The organism is Primorskyibacter sedentarius, from assembly GCF_004342065.1.
Taxonomy (GTDB): domain Bacteria; phylum Pseudomonadota; class Alphaproteobacteria; order Rhodobacterales; family Rhodobacteraceae; genus Primorskyibacter; species Primorskyibacter sedentarius.
This window is the reverse complement of the sequence record NZ_SLZU01000001.1, coordinates 697,527-709,737: the sequence shown is the minus strand read 5'-3', so window position 1 is coordinate 709,737 and position 12,211 is coordinate 697,527. Positions and strand designations below refer to the sequence as shown.

The following is a 12,211-nucleotide window of genomic DNA, read 5'->3' as shown; positions in this document are numbered from 1 at the left end:
CTGGGTCAGCCTTTCACGTGCAGGATGACGCGCTGGGTGAATTCCGTCCCATCAAGAGCGGTCGCTTTCATGCGGATGTTCCAGTTCCCGTCGGGCAGCGCCTCGTAGGCGACATAGGCTGTGCCGTCGAACTGGAAATCGGGCCTGCGGTCATCCTTGACCTGCGTGGCGCGGCCCAACGTGGCATCCAGACTGCCGACCTGCACCGGGCGGCCTTCGGCATCGGTGATGGCCAGCATCACCTTGTCGCCCTGGGCATCCGCGTGCACTGTCCAGCCAAGCGCTTCCTGTTTGGCGCGGCGGTCGTCGAAAGTCTGGCTGGCGACGTAGGAGTTTTTCACCTCCAGCCCCGGAAAGGTGCGCACCGCGTTATAAGCGAGCGTAAGATTGACCGCGATGATGACCCCGAAGGCGCCGCCGAAGATCGCCAGCACATGCCAGCCTGTCAGTTTGCGTTCACGGGTCATCAGTTCGTCCTGCCGTTGAAAATCGTGTCTTTATAGGCGCGCTCACCGTTCGAGGTATCCTCGACCCAGAAGCGGAATTCGGTCCTCTCGGCCTCTGCCGGCTGCGAATCGGGCGGTGCGATCACGTAGACCCGCTGAAGGTAGTTGCTGTCGGCGGGGACGGTCACGGACTCGTAGGGTGTGCCCTCCAACTGTACACGCAATGCGGGGTCGCCCGCGACTGTAATGCGGAAAGGCCGGTCATCGCCATGCTTGTTGAGCAGCCGCACGTCATAGGTGTTGCGGATGGACCCGTCAGACAGCGTGACGAAAGTGGGGTTGCGCACGGGCGCGACATTCATTTCGACATCGGGCCGGATGAACAGCGCAAAGACAAGGCCCAGACCGACCAGAGACCACAGGGTCGTGTACATGATCGTACGGGGCCGGAAAATGTGCCGCCAGACGGGTCGCGGTTCGTTGCCTGCACGCTCGCTCGTCTCGTCCGAGGCGGCGAGGTAGTCGATCAGGCCGCGGGGCTTGCCGATCTTGGCCATGACGTCGTCGCAGGCGTCGATGCACAGCGCACAGGTGATGCACTCCAACTGCTGCCCATCCCGGATGTCGATTCCCATCGGGCAGACGTTCACGCAGGCCATACAGTCGATGCAATCGCCCTGATTGGCGTCCAGCTTGCCTTTCTTGAGCTTGCCGCGCGGCTCTCCTCGCCACTCGCGGTAGCCTACCGTCAGCGTGTCCTCGTCCATCATTGCGGCCTGAATGCGCGGCCATGGGCAGGCATAGATGCAGATCTGTTCACGCGCGAAGCCGCCGAAGATGAAGGTCGTCATGGTGAGGACCAGCATGGTCGTGTAGGCGACCGGATGGGCGTTCAGCGTTACCAGATCGCGCAGCAGCGTGGGCGCATCGGTAAAGTAGAACACCCAGGCCCCGCCGGTGGCGAGACCGATCAGGAACCACAGCACCCATTTGGTCAGGCGTAGCCGCGCCTTGCGGAAATCCAGTTTCTTCTGCCGGTGCAGCCGCAACCGCGCGTTGCGGTCGCCCTCCACCCAGCGTTCAACGAGGATGAAGAGATCGGTCCAGACGGTTTGCGGACAGGCATAGCCACACCAGACCCGGCCAAGCGCCGAGGTGAACAGGAACAGCCCCAGCCCCGCCATGATCAGCAATCCGGCGATGAAGTAGAACTCATGCGGCCAGATCTCGATCCAGAAGAAGAAGAACCGACGGTTGGCGAGGTCCACAAGCACGGCCTGATCGGGCAGGTTCGGGCCACGATCCCACCGAATCCAGGGGGTCAGGTAGTAGACGCCCAGGGTGACGATCATGATCACCCATTTGAGATTGCGGAATTTTCCCGAGACACGGCGCGGAAAGATCGGTTCGCGCGCGGCATAAAGGCTCGGGGGGGCTTCGGGTTGAGAATCGGCCACGGAATCACTCCGGAAATTGGGCGTATTTGCGTGCTGTTGTCTCAGCCCGCGCGCATTCGGGCTTTGACCTGTGTCAAATACTGAGTCTGAAACTCACCTATTGGCCGGTTCTCCTTCAGGGCCGGGTCGCAAAGATGCGCGGCATGAAGCGACGGGGCCGGAACCGGCCAAAGGTGCGACATTTCATCAGGTCCGGCAGGGGGTACTTGATATTCCAATTACTGAATACTTATCTGGAGTGCTTATGTGATCTTGTAAAGGACGACCGAGATGAAGAAACACCTGACCATCACCGCTGTTCTGTGCCTTCTGGCCGCCCCCGCATTTGCGGATCATGCGAACCCCTGGGCCGGGGAAGGCGACACCGTCCTGAGCAGGAACCACGATGCCAACCAGGCAAAGAGCGTCAACACGCCGGGTCAGGACGAAATGCGCGGGAAGATGGAGCAACGGGCGCGCGGCAAGCTGGAAGATGCGGGTCGCAGCAACCAGAGCGGTGGACGGTCACAGGCGTCGCGTGGCGGTAAGGGCCGGGGCAGCTGATCTGGCCGCAAGGGAGGGTTGAAAATGACCGTCCCCTTGCCGGAAGCCCTTGGTTACAATGGCGAAGCCGGTCTTTGTATCGCTTGCACTGCGCCAAATCATCTTGGATGATCGCCAATGAAAAAGGCCGCAACCGTTAACGGATGCGACCCTTTTCGTGAGCGCCGGTATCCCTGGAAACGCGCGAACAGGACGGGATACCGGCGTCACACCGCCAGACAAGGGACATGCCCGGCGGTATTCCTGAGTGTCATTCGGGGGTGGCTTCGCCCCCGCCAAGACCGTGTACGTAGGACGCGACGGCGCGGATTTCTGCCTCGGACAGACGGTCCTGCCATTCGGGCATGACTCCGTAACGGGCGTTGTGCACCGTTTCCATCAGCGCGTCGTAGTCGCCCCCGTAAAGCCAGATCGCATCGGTCAGGTTCGGCGCGCCCTGCGTCCGGTCGCCGGTGCCGTCTTCGGCATGGCAGGACGCACAGTTGTCCATGAAAACGACCTCGCCTTCCGCTACGAGCGCCGGATCATTCGGCGTGCCCGACAGCGACATGACGTAGTTCACCACCTGTTCGATCTGCTCGTCTTCCAGCAATTCGTCGCGGCCAAAGGCGGGCATCTCGGAATAGCGCGCATCGGGGTTCGTCTCGTTGCGGATGCCGTAGCTGATCGTTTCGTGGATGGCTTCGATATCGCCGCCCCACAGCCAGTCATCGTCCAGCAGGTTGGGATAGCCCTTGGCACCCGCGGCACCCGATCCGTGGCACTGGGCGCACCATGTGCGGAACACCGCGCCCCCTGCGTTCTGGGCATAGCCCTGAAGCTCTGGATCGGCGCTGATCTGCGTCAGCTCGACCGAGGCCAGCTGTTCGTTGATCCCGGCATTGCGCGCCTCGACGGCGGCGATGTCCTTGGCAACCTCGGCACGTGTCGAATAGCCCAGCACACCGGCCGTTGCCTTGTTGACCATCGGCCATGCCGGGTAGGCGATAGAATAGCCGATTGCCCAGACGATGCAGGCATAGAACGTCCACAGCCACCAGCGCGGCAGGGGGTTGTTGAATTCCTGAATGCCGTCCCAGCTATGGCCGGTGGTTTCGGGATCACCCTTCTTGAGTTCCGGTTTCTTGCTCATGTCCTCGCCTCCTTGTCTTCGGCGGGTTTGTCTTCATGCCGGAAGGGGATGTCGGCCGTGTCGCTATAGGTCTTGCTGGCACCGGGGCGGAACACCCAGATGATGATGCCGATGAAGAAGGCGAACAATGCCAGCAGCATCCAGCTGTCCGCGAATTGGCGAAGTAGAGAATAGGTTTCCATGCTCAGTCTCCCTCAGCGGCTTGCATCAGGCGTGAAGGTCGAGAAATCGACCAGCGTGCCCAGCATTTGCAGGTAGGCGATCAGAGCATCCGCTTCGGTGACGCCCGGCTGACCGTCGAAATTGCTGACGACCACTTTCTCGCCATAGCGTTCCAGAAGACCGTCATAGTCGCTGTCAGGGTCGGCTTGTGCGGCAAAGTCCCGCTGACCTTCCTCGATCATCTCGTCGGAATAGGGAACGCCCACAAAGGCATGGGTGCGCATGAGGTCGGCGACATATTGGCCGTCGATCACCTTTTGCTCCAGATAGCCGTATTTCGGCATCACGGATTCCGGCACGACCGATTGCGGATTACGCAGGTGGTCCACATGCCAATCATCCGAATAGCGCCCACCGACGCGTGCCAGATCCGGCCCGGTGCGTTTGGAGCCCCACTGGAACGGATGGTCGTACATCGATTCCGCGGCAAGGCTGTAATGGCCATAGCGTTCGACCTCGTCCCGCATGGGGCGGATCATCTGGCTGTGGCAGACATAGCAGCCTTCACGGATGTAGATGTCGCGCCCCGTAAGCTCCAGCGGGGTGTAGGGGCGCATGCCTTCCACTTCCTCGATAGTGTTTTCGAGGTAGAACAGCGGCACGATCTGCACCAGGCCGCCGATGGTCACCACAAGGAAGCTGAAGATCAGAAGAAGCGTCGCGTTCTTCTCGAGGATTGCGTGTTTGTCCAGAATTGCCATTGTCTCGGCGCTCCTTATTCGGCCGGGGTGGCATGCGAGGCAGCGATATCGGCTTCGACGGCCGGGCTGCGCTTCACAGTCATCCAGAGGTTGTAAACCATGATCAGGGCGCCGGCGAGGAACATGACCCCACCCAGTCCGCGGACCACATACATCGGGAACTTCGCAGCCACCGTGTCGGCAAAGGCGTTCACGAGGAAGCCGTTCGCGTCAACTTCACGCCACATCAGGCCTTCCATGATACCTGTGACCCACATCGACGCGGCGTAGAGCACGATGCCGATCGTGGCGAGCCAGAAGTGCCAGCTGACAAGGCTTAGGCTGTAAAGACGTTCGCGGTTCCACAGTTTCGGCACCAGGAAGTACAGCGCGCCGAAGGTGATCATGCCGTTCCAGCCAAGCGCGCCGGAATGCACGTGGCCGATGGTCCAGTCGGTGTAATGCGACAGCGAGTTCACTGCGCGGATCGACATCATCGGACCTTCGAAGGTCGACATGCCGTAGAAACCGATGGAGATCACCATCATCCGGATCACCGGGTCGGTGCGCAGCTTGTCCCAGGCACCCGACAGCGTCATCAGCCCGTTGATCATGCCGCCCCAGGAGGGCATCCACAGAACGATCGAGAACACCATGCCCAGCGTCGATGCCCAGTCAGGCAGCGCCGTGTAGTGCAGGTGGTGCGGGCCTGCCCAGATATAGATGAAGATCAGCGCCCAGAAGTGGATGATCGACAGTTTGTAGCTGTATACCGGGCGGCCAGCTTGCTTGGGCACGAAGTAGTACATCATCCCCAGAAAGCCCGCCGTCAGGAAGAAGCCCACGGCGTTGTGGCCGTACCACCATTGCGTCATCGCGTCCTGCACGCCCGAAAAGACCTGAACGGATTTCGACCCGAACAGGCTGACCGGGATGGACAGGTTGTTGAAGACATGCAGCATTGCCACGGTCACGATGAAGGACAGGTAGAACCAGTTTGCGACGTAGATATGCGGCTCTTTCCGCTTGATGATCGTGCCCAGGAACACGGCCAGATAGGCCAGCCAGACAACGGTCAGCAGAAGGTCCACATGCCATTCAGGCTCGGCATATTCCTTGGACTGCGTGGCACCCAGCAGATAGCCGGTCGCCGCCAGAACGATGAACAGCTGATACCCCCAGAAGACATACCACGCCAGATTACCACCCCAGAGCCGCGCAGCACTGGTGCGTTGGACGACGTAGAAAGACGTGGCGATCAGCGCGTTGCCGCCAAAGGCGAAGATCACCGCCGAGGTATGCAGCGGGCGCAACCGACCGAAATTCGCATACCCATCGGCCCAGTCGAAATTCAGCGCGGGAAAGGCCAGCTGAAAGGCGATGAATGTGCCGACCAGAAAGCCGACGACGCCCCAAAAACAGGTGGCGATCACGCCGTAGCGGACCACGCCGTCCATGTAATCGGTCTGCAGCACTGCTGCTGGCACCGGCTCGTCCGTATTGCGCAGCGTCCACAGAAACAGGCCACCTGCGAGCAGCATGATGATAATGGCATGCACCATATAAGCCGCGTCACGCGCATAGTTGGCCGCGATCATCGCAAATAGCGTGACCAGACCAAGCGCGATCAGCTTGAAATAGTTTGTCATTGTTTGTCCCTTCGTCGTACCCGCACGATTCGTACCCTGCGCGGAGGGGTATCCGATTGCCGCGTTTTGCGATGTTTGCGGTGCGGATGCCTTGATCTAGGTCAACCTTTGTCTGTGGGGTCTTTGATGCGCATCAAAGATCGCGTCGCGCATCGGGCCTAGGTTTGTAAGACAAGGCAGAAGGCAGGAGAGGGAATCATGGCCTATAAGACATTATTGACCGTCCTAACCGACAATGGTGTGGCGGGGACGACTTTGGCCCATGCAGCGACGCTGGCAGAGGCCAACGAGGCGCATCTGGATGTGCTGTGCCTTGGGGTCGATCGCAGCCAGGCCGGGTACTACTACGCCGGTGCAAATGCGATGATCCTGCAGGAAACCATCGCGCGCGCGACAGAAGAGGCAGAAACTCTGGCAGCCTTTGCCCGCGAGCATCTTGATGCCCGCGATGGCCGCTGGGGGGTGGAGGCAGGCGTGGCGCAACTGGCCGACATCACGCGTCACGTGGCCGCCCGGGCGCGCTTTTCGGACCTTGTCGTCGTACCGCAGCCCTATGGCAAGGATCGCGGCGCCGAACTCGAACCGGTGGTGGAGGGGGCGCTCTTCGAAGGGCAGACGCCTGTGCTTGTCGTGCCCGATGACGCGGACCTTGTTGCGCAGCCCAAGCGGATCGTGCTGGCCTGGAATGAAAGTGCCGAGGCGCTGAATGCTGTCCGCGCCAGCCTGCCTCTCTTGCAGGCGGCCGACATCGTGCATGTCGTCATCATCGACCCGCCGACCCATGGTCCGAACCGGTCCGATCCCGGCGGCATGCTGTCACAATATCTTGCGCGCCACGGTGTGAAGTCGCAGATCGACGTGCTGTCCAAGGTGATGCCGCGGGTGTCCGATATTCTGGTGCGCCATGTCGGCGACGTCGAAGCGGATCTGATTGTCATGGGGGCATACGGGCATTCTCGGTTCCGCGAGGCGATCCTGGGGGGTGCCACCCGCAACATGCTGGAACATTCGCCCGTGCCGGTGTTCATGGCGCACTGATCTTCGCATAAGGTCAGAGGCGGCTTTCATGCCGCCTCTACCGTCCGGAAATGTCTGCGGTCAGGAAATCAGGCCGCCATCCATATCGTCGCCTGCCTCTTCCAGCAGTCGGCTGATATCCGGGACGGTCACGTGACGCTTGCCTTCCAGAGAGATCACACCATCCTTGCGCAGCGCAGAGACCTGTCGGCTGACGGTTTCCAATGTCAGCCCGAGGTAATCGGCCATGGCTTCGCGTGTCAGCGGCAGATCAAAGACAACCGGCCCGTCCTCGCGGCGGATATGCAGCATGGCGTCGCGCCGGGCGATGATGGACAGGAGCGAGGCGATCTTCTCGCGCGCGGTCTTGCGGCCCAGAACGAGCATCCATTCACGTGCCGCGTCCAGTTCGTCCAGCGTCATCTCAAGCAGCCGGTGCGCGATATGCGGCGTGTCCTCGATCAGCGCTTCGAAAGGGGCCCTGCGGAAACAGCACATCAGCACGTCGGTCGTGGCCGTCACATCATAGGCGGCAACCGCGCGACCGGGGCGGCCCACGAAGTCAGAGGGCAGCAACAGCCCGACCATTTGCGTGCGCCCGTCTTCCATGGCCTGGGTGAGCGAAGCGACGCCCAAGACGACGGACCCCACGAAATCCATGCGGTCGCCGCACCAGATGATGGGCTGGCCGGCCTCGAACCGACGGTAATACTTGACCTCTTCGAGGCGCTGCAACTCATCCGTTTCGCACCGGGCGCACACTGCGCGGTGCCGGATCGGACACTCTTCGCAGTTCTGTGATCCCGTTAGAATGGGCTCTTGCAGCATGTTGAAGTCCCAACTTGATCTAAGTCAAAGCCAATCGAACACTTGACTAGCTAACAATAGGGGGATGATCAGCCAAAAACAACTCGCGCAGATGGGGTTATTTGACGCGCGTGTACCTCGTTACACGAGCTACCCCGCGGCTGCACATTTTTCTGGCGAGACTGGCCCGACGCAGCACCGTGAGTGGATCAAGGCGCTGCCGCCCGGTGCGCGCATTTCGATTTATGTGCATATCCCCTTTTGCAGCAAGCTGTGCTGGTTCTGCTCTGCACGCACCCAGACTGTGCAGGGACGGGGTCCGGTCGCTGCTTATCTTGACGCGTTGAAGGCAGAGCTGCGCCTCCTGGCCCGCGATCTGCCACCGGGGGCCACACTCGCCTGCATGCATTGGGGAGGCGGCACACCGACCTTGCTGGATGCGGCGGCGCTTTCGGATCTTGCGCAGGCCGTTTTTGAGGTAGCGCCCCCCGATGCGTCTACCGAATTCTCGGTCGAAATCGACCCGAACGAGATTGACGCCGCGCGGCTTGAAGCACTTGTTGCGGTTGGCATGAACTGCGCCACGATCGGTGTTCAGGACTTTGACCAGCATGTCCAGAAGACCATCGGGCGGATGCTGAGCTACGAGGTCACCGCCGATGTCGTGGCGATCCTGCGCGACCTTGGCGTGGCCAGACTTGACGCTGAAATCCTGTATGGCTTGCCCGGGCAGACCAATGTGCGGATCACGGACAGCGTGCAAAAGCTGCTCTCTCTTGGTCCGGACAGGGTTGCGCTTAACGGGTATCTGCACGCCCCGTGGATGGCGAAACGGCAGATGCTGATCTCGTCCGATCTTTTGCCGGAACCCGGCGAGCGGCTGCAACTGTTCGAAATCGCCCGCAAACTGTTCGTCTGGGATGGCTATGCAGAGGTCGGAATCGACCATTTCGCGATCAAGGGGGACAAGCTTGAAATCGCGCAGCGCACGGGTCGGTTGCGGCGCTGTTTCCAAGGCTATTCCGACGATAGAGCAGAGGCACTGATCGGGCTGGGTGCCTCGTCTATCTCGCGTTTCGCGCAGGGCTACACGCAGAATGCGGCCGCGACCTCGGCCTATTGCGAAACCGCGGGGGCGGGGGCGTATGCGACGGTTCGTGGTCACGCGCTGACGGAAGAGGATTACCTTCGCGCCCGCCTGATCGAGATGCTGATGTGCGATCTGGGCGTTGATTACAAAGAAATTCTGTCACGCTTCGACATCACGCCCGAGCGTCTGGACGGGATGCTTTCGACCGTCACCAAACGGTTCGCGGATGTTCTGACCAAGACAGCCGAGGGGTTCCGGATCCGCCATTCGGCCCGTCCCTTCGCGCGTTTGATTGCGGGCGCAATTGACGGGTATGACATGCGCCGCGCGGGCAATAGCCCCGCGGTCTGACGCCCGCCGCGCAGACACGTAGCGGACTGGTTGCTAGGCGGCGCCTTTGCCTTGCAGATCAAAGGCAGCGGCCAGCAGTTCGCGCGTATAATCGGTCTTGGGCGCCTCGAATATCTCTTCCGCCGTGCCATATTCCACGACATCGCCCTGTTTCATCACCATGACCCGATGCGACATCGCGCGCACGACTTTCAGGTCGTGACTGATGAACAGATAGGCAAGGTTGTACTTGCGTTGCAGGCTGCGCAGCAGGTCCACGATCTGCACCTGCACCGTCATGTCCAGCGCCGAGGTCGGCTCGTCCAGAACCACCAGCCGGGGGCGCAGGATCATCGCGCGGGCAATCGCGATACGCTGACGTTGGCCGCCGGAAAACTCATGCGGGTAGCGGTGCATCGTGGCGGGGTTCAGCCCGACCTCTGTCATGACCTCGGCCACCAATTCCTGAGAGGGGCGGCCATCCGGGCTGCCATGGACGCCCAGACCCTCGGCAATGATCTGTTCGCAGGTCATGCGCGGCGACAGGCTGCCGAACGGGTCCTGAAAGACGATCTGCATCTTGGCCCGCAGGCGCCGCAGCTCTTTTGTCGACCATTGCCGCACGTCCTGCCCCATGAAGGTGATGCCACCTTCGGACTGGATCAGCCGCATGATCGCCAGTGCAAGCGTGGTCTTGCCCGACCCGCTTTCGCCCACGATCCCAAGGGTTTCACCCGCATGCACCGCGATCGACGCGTCATTCACGGCCTTCACATGGCCCACCGTGCGCTTGAACAGACCCTGCTGGATCGGAAACCAGATCTTCAGCCGGTCTGTTTCAGCAACCAGTTCAGCGCCTTTTGTGACCGGATCGGGCGTGCCGGTGGATTCCGCGCTCAGCAGCATTTGCGTATAGGGGTGCTGCGGATCGGCGAAAATCTCTGACGTGCGGCCGGCCTCGACGATTTCACCGTCCTTCATCACGCAAACACGGTCGGCGATGCGCCGCACGATGCCAAGATCATGGGTGATGAACAGCAGGCTCATGTCGAGATCCTGCTTGAGATCGGCCAAAAGCTCGAGGATTTGGGCCTGAATGGTGACATCCAGCGCCGTCGTCGGTTCGTCCGCGATCAGCAGCTCCGGCCCGTTGGCGAGGGCCATCGCGATCATCACGCGCTGACGCTGCCCACCGGAAAGCTGGTGTGGATAGGCGCCCAGTCGGCTTTCGGGGTCTCTGATGCCCACCTGGGTCAGCAATTCGATGATCCGCGCCCGCGCCTTTTCGCCCGTCAGCCCCTGATGCAGCGCCATCGATTCCGCCAGCTGCTTTTCCAGCGTATGCAACGGGTTGAGCGAGGTCATCGGTTCCTGGAAGATGAAGCTGATGTCGTTGCCGCGCACGTCGCGCAGCCGCGCAGGCGAGGCGCCGATCATCTCTTGACCGTCATAGGTGACAGAGCCTTCGACAATCGCGCTGTCGCCCAGAAGCGACACGGTAGACAGGGCCGTCACCGACTTTCCCGACCCGCTTTCGCCGACCAGCGCCACGGTTTCGCCCTTTTCGATGGTAAAGGACACGCCCTTGACCGCGCGCGAAATCTGGCCGTCCTGACGGAAACCCACCGTCAGGTTTTTGACCTCTAGGATGGTGGTCATGAGAAAGTCTTCCTGGGGTCGAACGCATCCCGCACGCCTTCGAAAATGAAGACCAGAAGCGACAGCATGGCGGCAAAGGTGAAGAAGGCGGTAAAGGCGAGCCAAGGCGCTTGCAGGTTCTGCTTGGCCTGAAGCGTCAGTTCGCCCAGCGAAGGCGCGGAGGAGGGCAGGCCGAAGCCAAGGAAATCCAGCCCCGCCAGCGTGCTGATCGTTCCCGTCACGATGAAGGGCAGCATGGTCACCGTGGCCACCATCGCATTGGGCAGCATGTGGCGGAACATGATCGTCCAGTTGCTGACACCCAGTGCGCGGGCGGCGCGGACATATTCCAGATTGCGGGCACGCAGGAACTCTGCCCGCACCACGCCCACCAGCGCCGTCCAGCCGAAAAGGACAGTCAGGAAGACCAGCAGCCAGAAACTTCGCCCCAGAATCGCGAAGAGGATGATGATGATATAGAGCGACGGCGTCGCGCCCCAGATCTCGATCACCCGCTGGAAAATGAGGTCCAGCCAGCCGCCGAAGAAGCCTTGAAGCGCGCCCGCGACGATCCCCACGACAGAGGCCAGCGTGGTCACGATCAGCGTGAACAGGATCGACAGGCGGAAGCCATAGATCACACGCGCCACGACATCGCGCTTGGTGTCATCCGTGCCCAGCCAGTTCTGCGAGTTCGGCGGCAGCGGCGCGGCTCCGGGCCGGTCAACGGTGGTCTGATAGCTGTAGGGGATCAGCGGCCACAGCATCCAGCCCTTGTGGAAATCACCCTCCAGCACCTCGCCCGCATCCACGCGTTCAATCAGTTCGTCCGGCGTGTCGAAACACTGCTCAAGGCCCCCGGTGCGCACAAGGCATTTCACCTCCGGATCGCGATAGATCGCTTCGGTTTGAAAATCGCCGCCAAAATCCGTCTCTGCGTAGAAGTTGAAGATCGGCGTATAAAGCTCTCCTCGATAGCTTACGAGGATCGGCTTCTCATTCGCGATGAACTCGGCAAAGAGCGACAGGCCAAAGACCACGGCGAAGATGATCAGCGACCAGAAGGCGCGTCGGTTGCGGCGAAAGTTGCGCCAGCGCCGCTGATTGAGCGGGGACAGCGTGAAGAACCCCTTTCGCGGGGCCGGAGCAACGGGTTTGCCGGGCATCGGTTCAGGGATCAGGTCAGGGTTCTGCATCCGC

Annotated in this window: 12 protein-coding genes; 3 read left to right on the top strand and 9 right to left on the bottom strand. The window is 61.1% G+C overall.

Annotated elements, in window-relative coordinates; genetic code table 11:
* Positions 1-5: 5 nt before the first annotated feature.
* Together EDD52_RS03270 and ccoG are read right to left on the bottom strand one after the other, a co-directional pair.
* Positions 6-467 carry a FixH family protein gene (locus EDD52_RS03270; protein WP_132241750.1) on the bottom strand — a complete coding sequence of 154 codons (462 nt, stop codon included), beginning with the start codon at positions 465-467 and terminating at the stop codon, positions 6-8.
* Positions 467-1,903: a cytochrome c oxidase accessory protein CcoG gene (gene ccoG, locus EDD52_RS03265; RefSeq protein ID WP_132241748.1), complete on the bottom strand. Its 1,437-nt coding sequence runs from the start codon at positions 1,901-1,903 to the stop codon at positions 467-469. Before ccoG ends, EDD52_RS03270 begins: the two co-directional genes overlap by 1 nt.
* Positions 1,904-2,173: 270 nt before the next feature.
* Here ccoG and EDD52_RS03260 point away from each other — a divergent pair, with 270 nt between their 5' ends.
* A complete protein-coding gene (locus EDD52_RS03260; protein ID WP_132241746.1) occupies positions 2,174-2,446 on the top strand; it encodes a hypothetical protein in 273 nt (90 codons plus the stop codon).
* A gap of 250 nt (positions 2,447-2,696) precedes the next feature.
* Here the strand turns inward: EDD52_RS03260 and ccoP are convergent, their stop codons facing one another.
* Genes ccoP through ccoN form a run of 4 tightly spaced genes read right to left on the bottom strand, consistent with a single transcriptional unit; the run spans position 2,697 to position 6,129 of the window.
* A complete protein-coding gene (gene ccoP / locus EDD52_RS03255; protein ID WP_132241744.1) occupies positions 2,697-3,578 on the bottom strand; it encodes a cytochrome-c oxidase, cbb3-type subunit III in 882 nt (293 codons plus the stop codon).
* Complete coding sequence (locus EDD52_RS03250; protein ID WP_132241742.1) at positions 3,575-3,760, bottom strand: cbb3-type cytochrome c oxidase subunit 3; 186 nt, start codon at positions 3,758-3,760, stop codon at positions 3,575-3,577. Before EDD52_RS03250 ends, ccoP begins: the two co-directional genes overlap by 4 nt.
* Positions 3,761-3,772: 12 nt before the next feature.
* On the bottom strand, positions 3,773-4,501 hold the full coding sequence (gene ccoO, locus EDD52_RS03245) for a cytochrome-c oxidase, cbb3-type subunit II (protein WP_132241740.1): 729 nt from the start codon (positions 4,499-4,501) through the stop codon (positions 3,773-3,775).
* 14 nt (positions 4,502-4,515) lie between these two features.
* Positions 4,516-6,129 (bottom strand): cytochrome-c oxidase, cbb3-type subunit I, encoded by a 1,614-nt coding sequence (gene ccoN / locus EDD52_RS03240; RefSeq protein WP_132241738.1) that lies wholly within the window; start codon positions 6,127-6,129, stop codon positions 4,516-4,518.
* Between the two features lie 198 nt (positions 6,130-6,327).
* On the opposite strand from ccoN, the gene EDD52_RS03235 reads away from it, so the two are divergent.
* Positions 6,328-7,167 carry a universal stress protein gene (locus tag EDD52_RS03235; protein ID WP_132241736.1) on the top strand — a complete coding sequence of 280 codons (840 nt, stop codon included), beginning with the start codon at positions 6,328-6,330 and terminating at the stop codon, positions 7,165-7,167.
* A gap of 60 nt (positions 7,168-7,227) precedes the next feature.
* Here the strand turns inward: EDD52_RS03235 and fnrL are convergent, their stop codons facing one another.
* Positions 7,228-7,974: a transcriptional regulator FnrL gene (fnrL, locus tag EDD52_RS03230; RefSeq protein ID WP_132241734.1), complete on the bottom strand. Its 747-nt coding sequence runs from the start codon at positions 7,972-7,974 to the stop codon at positions 7,228-7,230.
* A gap of 64 nt (positions 7,975-8,038) precedes the next feature.
* Here fnrL and EDD52_RS03225 point away from each other — a divergent pair, with 64 nt between their 5' ends.
* Entirely contained in the window at positions 8,039-9,394 is a 1,356-nt protein-coding gene (locus EDD52_RS03225; RefSeq protein WP_132241732.1) for a radical SAM protein, read from the top strand.
* Between the two features lie 33 nt (positions 9,395-9,427).
* On the opposite strand, the gene EDD52_RS03220 is transcribed toward EDD52_RS03225, so the two are convergent.
* A complete protein-coding gene (locus EDD52_RS03220; protein WP_132241730.1) occupies positions 9,428-11,032 on the bottom strand; it encodes an ABC transporter ATP-binding protein in 1,605 nt (534 codons plus the stop codon).
* Positions 11,029-12,177 carry an ABC transporter permease gene (locus EDD52_RS03215; RefSeq protein ID WP_165907452.1) on the bottom strand — a complete coding sequence of 383 codons (1,149 nt, stop codon included), beginning with the start codon at positions 12,175-12,177 and terminating at the stop codon, positions 11,029-11,031. The genes EDD52_RS03220 and EDD52_RS03215 overlap by 4 nt, the downstream gene beginning before the upstream one ends.
* Between the last annotated feature and the right edge of the window lie 34 nt (positions 12,178-12,211).